This is a genomic window from Muribaculum intestinale, assembly GCF_002201515.1.
Taxonomy (GTDB): Bacteria; Bacteroidota; Bacteroidia; order Bacteroidales; family Muribaculaceae; genus Muribaculum; species Muribaculum intestinale.
On sequence record NZ_CP021421.1, the window covers coordinates 770937 to 786834 of the forward strand.

Sequence of the window (15898 nt, forward strand, 5' to 3'; positions counted from 1 at the left end):
ACAACGAAGGGATTAAACAAAATATGCAAACAGTGAGATGAACAGGAGCACGGTGGTGGTAAGCACTCCGGTGGCACATATGAGCGACTCATTGCTCATATGCAACTCGGGCATGCCCGAGCCGAAGCTGATATGCACCCTGTCGCGGTTGGATTTGAGCGGGTGGCGCAGAATCCATATTACAGCCAGATTTGTGATACGGTGTACAATATAGCCCATAAACACACCGATAACAGCGCCCACAAGAATGTCGCCCGGATAATGCACCCCGAGATACACGCGGCTGTAGCAATTGAATGCGGCCCATGCAAAGAGCGACACTACGGCCAGACGGCGATGGCGGAACACATATGAAAGGTAGGTGGCCACGGCGAATGTGTTGGCCGCATGGCACGACGGGAATCCGTAGCTTCCTCCCCGGTAGCCCCATACTATATGCACGAGGTCGGAAATGGGATTGTCGGGATTGGCAGGGCGTAGCCTCTGCACGAACGGACGGATAAGAGTGGCGCATGTCTGGTCGGCCAAAGTGACGGTAAGCGCCACACCGAGAGCCACTATAATACCGGCAGGGAGTCCGTAGCGGTGCACAACCATGGCAAATATCATTACATACATAGGCACCCACACCATCCTGTGGGAGAGGAGCATCATAAACTGGTCAAGCGCAGGGGTATGAAACGAGTTGAAAAACAGGAATACCTGAGTGTCAATCTGGGAGAGAAATTCAATCATCTCTGTTGTAAGTCGTTATAAAGAATTTGCAAATAGGCTTTTACTGTCTCCAGCCCCAGACTGTCGCCCTCTTCGGGGAGACCGGAGGAGACATTGAGGGTTGCAACTGAGGCAGGAGTTGCCACTGAGGCGTGCTCGGCATCGCTGAAGAACGCCATATGCGGAGCCGAAGGGTCAAATACGTTGTGACTAAACGGGAACTCGGCGGCCGATAGCCCGAGCATGCCGAGCACGGTTGCGGCAATGTCGGTCTGGGCGACAACGGCATCGACGCGTGCAGGCCCCAAACGCAACGCGCCTCCGGCAATGACCAGCGGCACATGGTGGCGGCTCTCCTGCGACACAAGCGTGTCGGGCCACACGGCGTAGTGATCGGGGATGATGACCACGAGCGAGCGGTCCCACCGCGGGGTGCGCGACATAGCGTCGTACCATTGGCCAAGCGCCTTGTCAGCGTAGGCAAACGCATTGAGTCGCGGATCGGAAAACTCCGATTGCCATGGCACGTCAAACGGCTCGTGAGAACTTGATGTCTGTATGACCGTAAACACCGGAACGGTATCGGACGAAGCAGGCACATCGGACAACGCACGGTCAAACACCAGATGGTCGGGAGCGCCCCACTTGCTCATGCGCTCCGCCACAGGGAAGTCGCGGTCGCATATTATGCGGTCGAATCCGGCCGACATGAGATAGGCGTTCATGCTGGTGAAGTTGATATCGCCCCCATAGTAGTATGAAAGCGCATAGCCCTCGGCATCCAGGGAGCGCGGGAGCGACGGAAGACGGTCGGTCTTCCCGACAAACTTCATAATCGATGTGGTGGGCTGTCCGGGATATCCGCTGAGTATGGCAGGGAGAGCGCGGTCGGTGCGGAAGCTCGACGCATAGCAACGGGTGAATAGCATACCATCCTCGGCAATCGAATCAAGCCTCATCGCCACCGGCGAACCCCCAAGCGAGGGCATAAGATGGGCGGAAAAGCTCTCGAGAATAACAAGGTATATGTCGGGCCGAGTTGTCGACAGCACGGGAGCGGCAATGGTGTCGCCAATGCATGCGCGCTCGCTGCCGGAGAGGATGTCAGCAGCTCGGTCGAGGGTAAAATAGTCGAACTGCGAGTCGAATCCACTCTGATGTGAAGCAGAATACATAAACGAGAAGAGAGGATTGACAGCGGCATGGTTCATGCGTGTGTCACTGCTGAAATAGGCGCGGCTTAGATTCATGGTGCTGACCGTCAGACCGCCGCGTATGGGGAGGAACAGAGCACCGGTGCAGAGGAGCATCACTGCCGCCACGCGTACACGCTCCATCGGCGCCCCCTTAACCGGGACAAGGGGAACAAACTTTGTCCACATCAACAGCAGTGCCGTAAACAGTGCAAACAATATCGACGTCATGGCCAGACCGCCGCCGGTGCCTCCGCTCGCCATGGCCGCCTCGGGCGACGACATGAAGTAGAACAGCGGAGTGGTGTCGAGTTTGAAGCCCCAGTAGGGGTAGAGCATCGCGTCGGCCGACACGGCAAGCGCGATAACCAGGGCCTCGACGACAAGCACACATTTAAGGATGATGGAGAATGTTCTCACCCACCGGAGAGACGCTACTGCGCCGCTCGCGGCGAGCAACAGTCCGGGAAGCAGGGTAAGATATCCGGCCATGGAGAAATCCATGGGCAGTCCGTGCCACACTACGGCAGCAAAACCGTCAAAGCCGATACCCTTGTAGACGGAGGCGTTGACAAGCACAAAAGCACACTTGGCAATCACGAAAATGACCGTCAACTGTACAAATATGGTTACGAATAATAATAATCGCTGCTTCACTATATAATTACTATATGCACCGCCCAAGGGGCCTGAGTCGCTTTTTTCGACTGCAAAGATATACCATTCCGACCAATATCAGCGTATTATTCACTAATTTTTATCTCGGATTAAATATATTTATAGCATGCCGGCGCATATGCGGCGAGACATCAGTTGCGGAGGCGCGAGCGTATTCCCCGAAAGGAGACGAAGAGGGTAAGAAGCAGGAGCAGTGTCATCAGCGTGTAGCCGAGCCGAATGTCGGGAAGTAACGTCGCCAGGAATGTGAGAAGCACCGGGAGCGAAAGCAGGAGCATCAGCCGCAATGTGGACCGGTCGATGCGATAACCGTAGACGCGGTGGTTGACGATGTAATATGCAGCGACATCAAGAGCATGGACTATAACCATGGCGACACCGAGTCCGACAAGGCCCCATGCCCAGTAGCATAGACAGTTGGCCACGAGCATCACACTGCATCCGAACACCCCTTCAAGACAGAAATATAGCTTTTTGTCGCCCTTGGCAAAGGATATATAGCCCAACGGATAGGCCATAGCCCTGAGAAACAGGCCGAGAGCCATCCACCGCACAAGCGGCACCACGGCCATAAACTCCTCGGAAGTAAGCACGCGTATGAGCAGGGGTGCAGTGAGCATTAACGCTATTGCAAGCGGTGCTATCACCAGTCCCACAAGGTCAAACTGTCGGTTGACGATGACGGTCATGCGGGCATTGTCGGATATCGCGGCCGACAGGCGGGGAAAGTAGTCGAGCGACATGGCTGTGAACACCACGGCCACGTATTGCCCGGCGATAGTGTTTGCCGCCTGAAACAGGCCGACATCTCCGACACTGCCCAGCGCGCGCACCCACATGTTGACAAGATAGCCGACGAGGGTGGTGAGCACAGTTCCGGCCATCAGAACCACTCCAAGCGAGAGCATACGCCGGGCAATAGCCCACTGCAGCGAGTGCGGCACACTGACTGTCGTCGTCCCTGCGGGTAATGCACGTCGCATGTTGTAGCGGTAGAACGCCCATGTGGCCACAGCCAGGATAATCATGGCGGGGACTATTCCGCCATAGCCGAAGACCCAGTAGAGCGGTACACCTGCCACAAGCCCTACAAGAGCGCCGACAAGCGAGGCCTTGGAAAGCCTTTTCACCTCGTGAAGGCCCTGAAGAAGCGACATCTCTCCGTCGGAAAGCACAGAAAAGAGCATCATCACCGACAGTGCCGCAAAACTCCATGTGTACATGTTGTTGTCAAAGGTGATGCGGCTCAGCAATCCCGAACAGACGATGCAGAGCAACATGGCACCAAGAGCTGTATAGCGCACAACACGTCGCGCCACACTCACTACCGTAGCCACGTCGAGAGTGGTAGGTTCGGTGGAGTCATCAGCGCCACGGGCCGCGGCCACTTCGCGCACAATCGACAAGGGGAGGCCACATGATGCCACCTGCTTAAGTGTATTGGTCGATGATACAAGCAACTGAGAGATACCCATGCCCTCCGGGCCGAGAAGCAGAGCCACAAACTTGCCGCGCACTACGTTTATGACAATCTGCAGCACCTGGACACTGCCAAATGCCGACATGCCTCGCATGATACTGCGATAACTGTTTTCCTGACTGTCTGTCGTGCCTGATGCCATCACTTTACCGTACAGGATTTCTGATAGTCCCGCTACAGATAAACGGCGACCGGCTACATATTATTTTATATTACTGTCCGCTAAACATTTTTTGAGCGATTGAAAAAATAGGGCTGATTCCATTTGCAGGAGTCAGCCCTTTATGGTTACTTTGGTGTCGCCAAACAAACCATTATAACCATGAGCAAAAGTAGCAATTTCTTCGGACAGCCGATATATGGTCAGCTGATAAAATCGCTCGACCGTGAAAAAATTGTTGAAATCAGCCGAAAACACGGCGGAGAGAAGTACGTAAAGAGCTTCGACGGCTATACGCATCTGCTCACGATGCTCTATGCCGTAATCCAACGCTTCGATTCATTGCGTGAGATAGAGACATCTATGACTGCCGAGGTCCGTAAACTCCGTCATGTCGGTATAGAAACTGTGCCCAGACGCAGCACCCTTTCTGACGCAAACGCCAGGAGGTCAGAGAAGTTCTTTGAAGAGGTCTATCGCGATCTGTATGCCGCCAATAAAGACATTCTTTCCTCGGACAGCCGACGCAACGGCACGGAAGAGTGGATAAAACAGCTTAGAATCATTGATTCCACAACCATCACGCTGTTCTCCAATGCTATTTTCAAGGGAGTCGGACGACATCCCAAGACCGGCAAGAAGAAAGGGGGTATCAAGGTGCACTCTGTAATACACGCCAACGAGGGCGTCCCCTGCGATGTGCAGTTCACTTCGGCAGCGACCAACGATTCATTCATGCTTGCTCCGAGTCATTACAGCCATAATGATATAGTGGCACTTGACCGCGCATATATCAACTATACCAAATTTGAGGAACTTACAGACAGAGGCGTGGTATATGTCACCAAAATGAAGAAAAACCTCAGCTACGAGATTCTTGTGGACTGCATGTATCAGAATCCGCAGGGGCATATGGAGTACCGTGAGCAAGTAGTGGTGTTCCGTAAAGACGGCATCAACCACATTGCCAGGATTATCACATACGTTGACATCAAGAAAGGCAAGAAACCTAAGCTTATATCGCTTCTGACCAACGACTTCGACATGCAATTGCAGACAATCGTGGCAATATACCGCCGCCGGTGGCAGATTGAGTCGCTTTTCAAGAAGATAAAGCAAAACTTCCCACTGAGATACTTCTACGGCGAAAGCGCCAATGCCATAAAGATCCAGATATGGGTAACACTCATAGCAAATCTGCTGCTCTCGGTCTTACAAAGCACCTTGCAAAGGCGTTGGAGCTTCTCGGGACTGGCTACAATCGTCAGAATTGTTCTGATGTATTACCTAAATCTCGAAAAGTTCCTCAATCAGCCTGATGCAGACCTGAAAATCATGCTTGTCGAAGCAGCAGAATCACCACCTAAAGATACTGAAAACTGCTGAGGGGGCTTGTCATATACAAAAAGTAAGCCCAACTTCTGGCATGCAGGAAGTTGGACTCACCTTTTTATAGTTTAGCGGACAGTAATATATTATTTTACCCAGAGCGAGGGGTTGAGCTTCTCTTTCTCTCGGCGAAGCTCAAAATGAAGGAGTGCGCGGTCGCCATCGTCGGGGTCAGCGAAAATCTTGCCGATAGCCTGACCCTGTTTCAGTTCCTGACCGTTGCGCACTGTGATGTCGGTCAGTCCGGCATATACCGTCAGATAGCGGCCATGACGCACCATCACGATAGTATTGTAGCCCGGCTGGCGGAATATCGCCGACACTTTACCGGCGAATACTGCTCGCGCGGTGGCTCCCGGCGAGGTCTCGATATCGATGCCGGCATTGTCGGTGACAACATGGGGCAACTCGGGATGCTGATGCCGTCCGAAGGGGCGTACTATGCGGTAACGGCCACTCACGGGGAACAGCAGACGTCCCTTGTTGCTCTCAAACGTTCCGGAGAGCGAGCGTGTATCGTCGGCAGTAGCGTATGTGCGCTGTTTGGCAGCCGGGGCCGGTATGGATTTCTTGCTGTCGGAGGCTGTTTTGGATGCAGCCGACTCCGATGGGCGTCCTGCAGCTTTAGCCTGTTGCTGTTTCTTCTCTGCGGCGAGCTGACGGCGGCGCGCTTCCTCTTCCTTGCGGCGCTGTTCTTCTTCCTGACGCCTCTGCTCCTCGGCAATAAGTCTTTCGAGCTCGGCTTCCAGGGCACGCGCCTTGGCCTCCTTGTCCTTGAGCACACGGCGCAGCGATGTGCTTTCTTTCTTGAGTTGCGCTACAATCTGTGTCGTCTCCTGTTGCGAAGTCTGTAGCTGCCGGCGCTCGCTGTCAAGCTCGGCAAGCGACGTTGCCCTCTGTGTCTTCACTACTGCAAGATGCTCCTTACGGCGACGTAATGTATCGGCCTGTGCCGCAAGTTCGCGGCTACGCCTCTCACGCCATGCCGACACTTCCTTGAGGTAACGCATGCGCCTGTAGCCCTGAGTGACTGTCTCGGCCGAGAATATGAATGCAAGCACCGAGGTCGAGCCACGCTGATGGTCGTGAATCCTGCGAACCATACGGGCATAACTCTCGCGCATCGTGCCGAGACGCCTTTCGAGCGCTGCTACAGAGTCGTTGAGCACTACTATGGTGCGGTCGATACTGTCAATCTGCGATGAGATGCGCGCAATCGTCCGGTTGCGTATGTCGATATCGGAACTGAGGGAGTCGAGTCGGTTGAGCGAACGCACTGTGCTGCGCCTGTTGGCTTCAATCTGCTCGGCTGTCTGTTGAATGGCGCGGCGAGTGTCGCTCTGCTCTTTCTTTACAGCACCTATTGCCCTTGGCTGCTGGCGCTGACGACGCTTGGCACCTCCGGCATCGGAAGCCGCGAGTGCGATAATAATGGCAGTGATAAGGAGAATGGCAAAACGTCGCATATTGTGGGGGTAGGTCAGGTTGGGAGTCTTCTATACGGAGTGTGTCACAGTTCCTTGATAATCTTCATAAGCTGCGCGGAGGTGACTCTCCGGAGTCCGGCGGTAGCGGGAGGGTCGACAGCAATCATGTCGTTCCATCGGGCGCTCCCCCACTTCCATGACACTTCGGCGGCATATGCTCCACGAGGGGTGTCGATATCGAGGGCCACGTTGTCCATCACATTTCCTGCAGTGGTAATCGGCTCGGGGCCGGAATAGGATGCGGTGAATGAAACGCCGTGGTCTGCGGCCACTACGGCCAAAGCCGTGACTACTGAAGGGAGGTCGAGCACATAGCCGTAATCAGCCATCGGATGCTGTCGGCGCGGAAGGAGTCTTAATGAGCCGGAAGAGTTGTCGAGGCGCATTGCAGCGGAGTCGGCGAGAGTGACCGTAGAGCCTCCGGGGATGAATGGACGGCCCATCAGCATGTCCTGCAGGTTGTCGAGGTTGATCGGCAGACCGGAGGTCAGTTTCGACAGGCTCTCTGCAAGATATACTTTCTTCGGACGCGATGCCGCCACCACCGAGTCGGGTGTAAGCCATACGCGTGCCACCTCGAATCCGAGCATGCGGAAGCTAAGGTCGATACAGCGTCCACGCACCATGCGTGCACGCGCACTGACCGACATATTCTTAGGCGACACAAGACGCAGGGTGACCGGCACGCTGACATCGGTCCAGTCGCGGTAGTTGTCGGTGATTGATTTCAGAGGCGACACCGCAGTAACAGTCGGCTGACCCGAAATTGACGGATAACCGTCGGACGAGACTGTTCCCTTAGAGGAACGGCATCCTGTAAAAACAGCTGCTACAAGCAACATGGCCGTAGCGGCATAAATGTATGAAGATAATCGATTCATATGTGATGTCGGATGTAATCTTTGCCATGGCACCGAGGTAATCGCACCCGGATAGAGCTACTTGAAGAAGAATGTCTTGTGGGCAACCTTGCGCTTCAGCAACTCGTTGTCGGGAGCGATTGAAAGGGCCTGCTGCCATAATTCGACGGCCTTTTCATGCTCGCCGTTCCAGAAGTATATGTCGCCTGCGTGTGAATACAGCTCCTCGGCGGGCTCCTTGACGAGGTCGAGGGCCTGCTGTATGTAGACGAGCGCTTCGGTATATTTCTTCTGCTTAAAGAGAATCCAGGCGTATGTGTCAAGCGAGTTGATGTCATCTGGGCGCTCCTGAATCGTGCGATAACTCATACGCTCTGCCTTGTCGAGGTCGCGTCCCTCGACAGCGAGCAGGTAGGCATAGTTGTTGAGCGCGAGCAGATTGTCGGGATTTATGGCTATCGCCTGACGATAATGTTCCTCGGCCTGTTCCTTGTCATCGGCGGCAGAGTACATGTCGCCTTCGGAACTGAGCACCTCGGAGACGAACTTCACATCGCCTGAGTCAGCAAGCTCTATTGCATGCTCGAAGTCGGGAATAGCCTTGTCGTAATGCTTGGCCTGTCCGTGGCTTATTCCGCGCATGAAAGTAAGGTTGGCGCTTTCAGGATGATAGCCGAGAGCCCTTGTCGCCGCATCGACCGCCTTGTCGAACTCGTCGGTCTGGAGGTAAAGGCTCACAAGGGCACCCCACTTCCGCTCGTCGGAGGGGTCAATATCAAGGGCATATCCCACCTGCTCGGCGGCACCTGCATAATCGGATATGGCGAGAAGATAAGCATAGTATAGGTCGTGGACACTGACTTCGTGGGGATGCTGTTCGAGGAGCGAAGCAAACAATTCCTGTATACGAGGCTGTTGTGCGGGGTCGGGGTATAACTCGCGCACGTAGCTTGTCATTATCTCGAGCTTCGTGTCGAGGTCGAGACTCTCCATCTTGAGTGCATGAAACACCTCGCGGTCGTAGGCCACACTATCGCCGGTGGTCTTGTAGAAATTGGCCCGCGAATAATAGGCAAGTCCCGAGGATGAGTCGAGCTCGCAGGCACGGTTGTAGTAGGCGAGCGCCGAGTCGTTTTCAGAGAACAGGGCAAATACATCTCCGGCAAATACATTGTTCTCGATGCTTCCGGGCGACGCCTCAAGCAGAGAGTGCACCTCAGCTATGGCCGAAACAGTATCCTGTGTGGAGAGATAGCTCTGTATCTTGCGCGATGACAAGGGAATGCTCTTGCCTTTGGCGCGCTCGATGCGGTTGTAGACATCGATAGTGCGGCTTACAGCGGCAGAGTCGCGGGTGAAGAACAGGGCATTCGCGAGACGGAGTGCAACCTCGGTCTTGGCCGGGTAGAGTGAATCGAGCTTATTCCACACACGCAGCGACTCATTGATATTCCCGATATGGTCGTTGACGGCACCATAGGCATACGAGGAGTAGTAGTCGGACGGATTAAGGTCGAAATAATTCTTCATCAAGCGATATCCGTAGTCGAAGCGCGTGGAATCCTTTCCGGCAATCGACATTATATCGTAGCCAAGATAGTAGGCTGCGGCATGGTCGTCGGGGTTGAGGTCGTGGGCACGCTGCACCAGCGAGAAGTATGCATCATCATTTCCAAGGGCCTGCTGCCTTATCGCCTCCATGAATATATAGTCGGCCTTGCGGCAGTCCGCTTCGGAAGGCTTGACGGTGTCGGTCTTTTTTGCCGACAGGGCCGTTGCCGTGACAGCCATCATGGCTATCATGGCAAAGAATCGGACTGTATGTTTACGTATGGCTACGTGCATCTTTTAGAGCTTGTTTAGTTAGTTGACGCCGGTATGCCCGAATCCGCCATCGCCGCGCACAGTTTCGTCGAGGCGCTCGACGGGTTCCCAGTCGACACGTGTATACTCCTTTATGACCATCTGGCATATTCGCTCTCCGTCGTTTACCACGAACGGTTCATCGCTGAGGTTGATCAGTATCACCCCTATCTCTCCACGGTAGTCGGCGTCGACAGTACCGGGAGTGTTGACAAGTGATATGCCCTTCTTCAAAGCGAGTCCCGAACGGGGTCTTATCTGGCATTCATAGCCGTGGGGGAGCTGTATGTAGAGGCCGGTAGGGATGAGTGCACGCTGCATGGGCATGAGCGTAACGGGCTCTTTCAGAGATGCGCGCACGTCCATACCCGCCGAAGAGGGCGTTTCGTAAGTGGGAAGCTCGTGGCCCGATCGGTTGATTATCTTTACTTTAATATGTTCCATGATTGACCGTAGTTATTCAAAATTATGCGAAAATACGGAAATTTAACGTATTTACCTCATACTTGCTGTTTTTTTATATAAACACAACAATTCTGAGAATGTTTCCCGGGATATATGTCACCTCCGGACGCACACCATATTACTTATTTAAAACACAAAAAGGATGAATCATCTCCGACACCCTGAGCACTGGGGCGGACATGACCATCCTTCATGTATATTTTTTAGTAATACTCCTTATACCGGAGTGGCTGTAAGCGATGCTTCGATTTTCTCTATATCAAGACGCAGGGCAGCCTCAAGCGACATGCGTTCCTCAATATTCTTCAAGGCATGGAGCACTGTGGCATGACTGCGCGACAATCGTGTGCCGATTGCAGTGACGGGCATCTTGACATGGCGCTTGGCGAGATACATCACCATCTGGCGCGCATCGGAAATCTCGCGCTTGCGGCTCTTGGTAAAGAGTTTCTCAGAATCGATGTTGTAGTAATCGCAGACTTTCTGGGTAACGATGTCGAAATTGACAGTCTTTTTCTGAATCTTTACGGCATTGCTGAGCACAGACTGGGCAAGGTCGATTGTAATCTCACGGTTGAGCACGGTAGCATGGGCAAGGAGGGACACTACGATTCCTTCAAGTTCGCGTATACTGTCGGTGACATTGGCTGCAATATATTCAAGTACTTCGGCAGGAATGTCGAGACCATCCTGAGATGCACGCTGACGCAGCACTTCGCGACGCAGATCGAAATCGGGGCTTTCAAGCTCGCATGTCATACCCCACTTGAAACGAGAGAGAAGTCGCTCGTGCATATCCTTCATCTCCGATGGCGCGCAGTCGCTTGACATTATTATCTGGCGCTGATTCTGGTGGAGGTGGTTGAAGATATGGAAGAATGCGCTCTGTGTGCCAGGCTTGTGCATGAGGTCCTGGATGTCGTCGATTATCAGTACGTCGATTGACTGATAGAAGGCAATGAAATCATTGACACGGCTCGGCTTGGCCATGGCGGCGGCAGTATACTGGCTCTCGAATAAGCGTGCCGACACGTAAAGCACCCGTGCCTGCGGGTTACGCTCCTTGATACGTATTCCAATTGCCTGGATAAGATGTGTCTTACCCACACCTGTATGCCCGAATACAAAGAGGGGGTTGAATGTCTTGCACTTCGGATTTGTGGCTATCGCCTCACCGATAGAGCGAGCAATCTTGTTGGATACGCTTCCGCAGTAGTTCTCAAAAGTATATTTAGGATTGAGCTGCGAATCGAATTCCGGAGCGGCCTGAGCCTGAAAAGGATTGGCGGGATGGCGCTGCACGGCGGCACTCGGGCGTTCCGACTGTTGTGTGACCGCAGCCTCGGGAGCCTCCTTGACAGGATGATAGGAATAGAACAGTTTCACTCCGGCTCCATAGACACGCATCAAAGTCGGAGCGATGATACGCATGAAGCGCTCTTCGAGTTGCTCCACGAAGAATGCGGTAGGCACGCTCAAGGTGAGATTGCCGCCCTCAAATCCGAGCGACGTCACCGGGCGAAACCAGGTGTCGAATTGTTGCTGTGAAAGATTGTCTGCAAAAATCCTCAGACACTCTTCCCATAACTGTATATGGGTCTTTTCCATTTTAATGGTCGGTTGTAATTCTTAGAGGAAGAGGCACAGTGAGTAGACACGTCTAACTGTCGTGCGTGGAAAGAGGAGCCACATCCGTGGATTACGATAGCCATGAGAGAACAAAAATATGGCAGGCTTGGAAAAATCCCGAATGGCGACAAGCCAATCTCCAAATAAAAAAAATGAACGGAAAATAGCCTCGGGGGCGTCTTTTCTACAATGCAAATTTCCCCCGATTTTTTTACAAAAACAAACCGTAAAAAATTTGGAAATATCACACCAAATACAAGTCAGGTGAATTTCAGGGATTTATCTTTTTCAGCAAAGTTATCAACATTGCAATGATGATAACTAAAGTTGATATTGATTATCAGACCGTTAAGAACACAAGTTATCAACATTGATTAATCACACATATGCGTGAAACTTCATAATATCGCAAAAACAGGCATATAAGACGTGGAACACACCCCAATAAAAAGTTATCAACTATTTAGAATGATTATAAATAACACATCTGGTATTGCATATTTGCGGACAACTTCTATAAAGTATAGATTACGGCAACTATAAACAAAAAAACAGTCGCAGAAAAAGATGCGGGATTAGATTCTACGACACAGTAAAGCTCTGTATAGTGGAAAAGAATATTGGCTGCGCCGCAACGCTTGGCAACGTTACAACACAGCCAATATGTAATATCATCGAAAAAATCAGAAAATCTTAATCGGGGGCACGTAGCGGCGTGGATTCTTTTTGAGATCCCACATTATACTGTCGAGTCCCATGGCCGCACCATTGATATGGTCGTATAACGAGCGATCGTTGAGCAGAAGGCCAACAGAATTGTCGGTACGGTTCATCTTGTCGGTGATGTCATTGAGATTTGACATAGTGCTGTCTATATTATCCATGGTAGACTTCAGCGGAATTGTCTTAAGCTCGGCGGAGAGTACCGCAAGGTCAGCCGTTATAGAGTCGAGATTGTGGGCTACGCCGTCGACAGTCTTCATCGTAGCCGGCATGGTAGCCATAGTGCGGTTGAGATAGAGAGTAGTCGCCTGAAGGTTGGCGGTAATGGCGTCAAGACGCTTTACCGACTGGAGGAGTGCGGAATCTCCGACAAGCCTGTTGACCGAAGTGAGCAGCGAATCTACTTTAGGTACAATAGCGCTCACTGAAGGCATCAGATTGGTCGATACATCTTTCATAAGCGAGGGTGCGTTGCCTCCTTCCAGGCGGTCGCCGACCTTGCAGAAGCCAGAAGCCGTAGAGAATTCGAGCACAATCGAAGCCGACCCGAGGAGGTCGGATGAAATCATGGCCTTGGAGCCTGCGGGTATACGGAGCTGCTTGTCAAGACTCATCTCGACAAGCACATGGCCGGGATTGTCATATTCGTAGTTGATTTCGCGCACCTGACCTACTTTCAGACCGTTGAGAGTAACAGGCGATGACACACTCAGCCCTGCTACATTAGTATATGAGGCATAGTAGTAATTGGCGGCCTTGAATATATTGATACCTTTGAGATAATTGATGCCGAAGAAGAGCACCAGAGCAGCAATGAGCACCGACAGTCCGATGGTCAGTTCGTGGGAGAAACGTTTCATATCACTATTTTCGAATCTTGTTCTTTGATATTTTGGTACGGAAGGGAAATATATTATTATGTATAAACAAATTTATCTGACTCGTTGGCCGTCGACGACTGTAATAATAAATGCGTCGGGAAATTTCTTACGAAGTTGGGCGAGGCTTCGGCGGGCCGCCTGCATATCCGGGAGGTCGGGTGAGGTATATTTCCAAAGTTTGCCATCGCGATACTCTACATAATCGGATACACCCTTGAGCTTTGTGGAACCGTTAGCTACCCGCGAGGGACTTGTCATGAACTGCACGCGATAGCACCGCTTGCCTGAGGCAGAGACTCCCGATTGGACGGAGGAGGCATTTGCATCACCGGAGGGAACAGCGGCAGATGCCTGAGGAGTGGATTCCACGTCTACTTTAGTATTGCGCGACTTTTCATCCGATTTCTTTTCATTTTTCTTTCCTGAGGCAATATCGTAGGAGCGCTTATAGTCCTTAAAGGCATTGTATATGGCCTGGGCGAGTTTCTTCTGTCCGGACTCTGACGCCATAAAGGCCTCTGATGTCGGATTGCAGATGAAATCAAGCTCGACAAGCACGGCGGGCATGCCGGTCTTGGCCAATACCCAGAATCCGGCCTGACGCACACCGTTGTCGGTACGCGAAGCCGTAGAGTGCAACTCTTTCTGCACTCTTCCGGCAAAATCGATACTTTGGTCGAGGTGTTTGTTCTGATTGAGTTCGAAGATTATATACGACTCTGTAGAGTTGGGGTCGAATCCGCAATAGCGCTCGGAGTAGTCATCCTCAAGCATCATAACGGCATTCTCGCGCTTGGCCACCGCGAGGTTTTCAGCGCTGCGGTGTAGTCCGAGGGTATATGTGGCGGCACCGTGTATGGTAGTGCGGTTGCGGGCTTTCTTGTCGACAGAGTTGACATGGACAGATATGAAGAGTGACCCTTTGGCATTGTTTGCAATGTTGGAACGCTCCTGCAGGGTCTTGAAATAGTCACCCTTACGCGTATAGACTACCTTGACATCCTTGTCGTTCTTTTCAATAAGGCCTCCGAGTTTGAGCACGACACCGAGGTTTATGTCTTTCTCTTTTGCCTTGCGGCCTATTGTTCCAGGGTCGTGGCCGCCATGGCCTGCATCAAGCACAACGACAAACGGTTCGGCTCCCCATGCGGCTACTGGCACAATGAGGCACACACACATATATATAATATGTAGAAATATACTCCTGAGCATAATTTTGAGGTACAAAATTAAGAAAACATGTGCTAATTATGGCACGATATGCCGACAAATTGGACGTTAGCATCCAAATTTGGGGAATATATGACCAATAGATTTGTGTTATAGCCTGCAAAAAACTATTTTTGCCGTATGAGAGCAATATTACCGTTAACCATAGCTGCAATAGCAATAGCCGGAGGGTGTACCATCAGCAACAATGCGGACACAGCAAATACTGAAAGCATGAAAATCGACCGATATGACCTTGAGGTAAGTGCCTATCCGGCTCTCGACTCGGCTTCTCGCGCCGACTTCCTCATGGCATATGCCGATGTCAACAGGCTGGTACTACAACTGTATGCCGCATCTCATCCAGGGGTAAGTAAGGAAGCGAGCGACTCGATGATGTCGGAGTATGCACGCAGCCGTGGGGTAAGTATGTTCGGGTGTGCGATACGCGAGCGTCTCGGTGCTACCGACTCCATAGAGGCGGCTCTTGGAGAAGCGGCATCGCGCTCAAGGAGCATGATACCCGAACTGAAATGGCCGCGTCTGTATGGTATTATCTCGACCTACGACCAGGCGATAATACTCAGCGGCGACTCCATAGCCCTCATCGGCATGAACCATTATCTCGGCCCTGACGACGAGGCCTACGAGGGATTTGACAATTATCGCCGACGCGACAAGCGCCTGGCAGCACTCCCGGCACAACTCACAGAATCGCTTCTTTACAGCCAGTGGCCTTATGAACTGCCCGACAAGGACGCCACAGCTCTGAGCCATATGCTCTATGACGGAGCCGTAGCGTGGATTACGATGCGAATCACCGGCACAGAACGGCCGGAGGAAATAATCGGCTGGGACGAAGTCCAGACAAAATGGGCCGAGGCCAACGAAAGCAATGCCTGGGAAGCGCTGATAAACAGAAAAATGCTATACTCTACCGATGAGGATTATGGCATGAGGCTGACACAACGTGCTCCGGCAACAAGCATGCTACATCCCGATGCACCCGGTCGCATGGGTACATGGCTCGGAATGCGCATCATCGATGCATACATGAAGAGTCACCCTGATACGGAACCACGGCAACTCCTGCAGAAAGATTTTTATGGAAACATCAAGACTTTGGTCGAATCGGGATACAACCCGTTGCGCCGACAGGACTGATGA

12 protein-coding genes are annotated in these 15898 nt (G+C 52.3%); 2 read left to right on the forward strand and 10 right to left on the reverse strand.

Annotated elements, in window-relative coordinates:
* Nucleotides 1-12: 12 nt before the first annotated feature.
* The 3 genes from ADH68_RS03300 to ADH68_RS03310 all read right to left on the reverse strand — a co-directional run bounded on the left by ADH68_RS03300 (nucleotide 13) and on the right by ADH68_RS03310 (nucleotide 4207).
* Nucleotides 13-735, reverse strand: coding sequence for a phosphatase PAP2 family protein (locus ADH68_RS03300; RefSeq protein ID WP_068959819.1), 723 nt, complete (start codon nucleotides 733-735; stop codon nucleotides 13-15).
* Nucleotides 732-2507 carry an LTA synthase family protein gene (locus ADH68_RS03305; protein WP_084273901.1) on the reverse strand — a complete coding sequence of 592 codons (1776 nt, stop codon included), beginning with the start codon at nucleotides 2505-2507 and terminating at the stop codon, nucleotides 732-734. Before ADH68_RS03305 ends, ADH68_RS03300 begins: the two co-directional genes overlap by 4 nt.
* 209 nt (nucleotides 2508-2716) lie before the next feature.
* Nucleotides 2717-4207 carry an oligosaccharide flippase family protein gene (locus tag ADH68_RS03310; protein WP_068959818.1) on the reverse strand — a complete coding sequence of 497 codons (1491 nt, stop codon included), beginning with the start codon at nucleotides 4205-4207 and terminating at the stop codon, nucleotides 2717-2719.
* A 180-nt stretch (nucleotides 4208-4387) separates the two neighbouring features.
* Here ADH68_RS03310 and ADH68_RS03315 point away from each other — a divergent pair, with 180 nt between their 5' ends.
* Nucleotides 4388-5611 (forward strand): IS4 family transposase, encoded by a 1224-nt coding sequence (locus tag ADH68_RS03315; RefSeq protein ID WP_068959817.1) that lies wholly within the window; start codon nucleotides 4388-4390, stop codon nucleotides 5609-5611.
* A gap of 89 nt (nucleotides 5612-5700) precedes the next feature.
* Here the strand turns inward: ADH68_RS03315 and ADH68_RS03320 are convergent, their stop codons facing one another.
* From ADH68_RS03320 to ADH68_RS03350, 7 genes are all read right to left on the reverse strand, one after another.
* Nucleotides 5701-7080 (reverse strand): murein hydrolase activator EnvC family protein, encoded by a 1380-nt coding sequence (locus ADH68_RS03320; RefSeq protein WP_068959816.1) that lies wholly within the window; start codon nucleotides 7078-7080, stop codon nucleotides 5701-5703.
* 44 nt (nucleotides 7081-7124) lie between these two features.
* Nucleotides 7125-7982 (reverse strand): DUF4292 domain-containing protein, encoded by an 858-nt coding sequence (locus ADH68_RS03325; protein ID WP_084273900.1) that lies wholly within the window; start codon nucleotides 7980-7982, stop codon nucleotides 7125-7127.
* Between the two features lie 57 nt (nucleotides 7983-8039).
* A complete protein-coding gene (locus ADH68_RS03330; protein ID WP_084273899.1) occupies nucleotides 8040-9806 on the reverse strand; it encodes a tetratricopeptide repeat protein in 1767 nt (588 codons plus the stop codon).
* Between the two features lie 18 nt (nucleotides 9807-9824).
* Nucleotides 9825-10259: a dUTP diphosphatase gene (gene dut, locus ADH68_RS03335; RefSeq protein ID WP_068961947.1), complete on the reverse strand. Its 435-nt coding sequence runs from the start codon at nucleotides 10257-10259 to the stop codon at nucleotides 9825-9827.
* A 246-nt stretch (nucleotides 10260-10505) separates the two neighbouring features.
* On the reverse strand, nucleotides 10506-11897 hold the full coding sequence (dnaA, locus tag ADH68_RS03340; protein ID WP_068959813.1) for a chromosomal replication initiator protein DnaA: 1392 nt from the start codon (nucleotides 11895-11897) through the stop codon (nucleotides 10506-10508).
* Between the two features lie 704 nt (nucleotides 11898-12601).
* The gene (locus tag ADH68_RS03345; protein WP_068959812.1) at nucleotides 12602-13501 is read right to left on the reverse strand and encodes an MlaD family protein; all 900 of its coding nucleotides are present in this window, start codon (nucleotides 13499-13501) and stop codon (nucleotides 12602-12604) included.
* 72 nt (nucleotides 13502-13573) lie between these two features.
* Nucleotides 13574-14683: an N-acetylmuramoyl-L-alanine amidase family protein gene (locus tag ADH68_RS03350; protein WP_157755864.1), complete on the reverse strand. Its 1110-nt coding sequence runs from the start codon at nucleotides 14681-14683 to the stop codon at nucleotides 13574-13576.
* A gap of 189 nt (nucleotides 14684-14872) precedes the next feature.
* Here ADH68_RS03350 and ADH68_RS03355 point away from each other — a divergent pair, with 189 nt between their 5' ends.
* Nucleotides 14873-15895: a gliding motility protein GldB-related protein gene (locus tag ADH68_RS03355; RefSeq protein WP_068959810.1), complete on the forward strand. Its 1023-nt coding sequence runs from the start codon at nucleotides 14873-14875 to the stop codon at nucleotides 15893-15895.
* Nucleotides 15896-15898 lie beyond the last annotated feature (3 nt).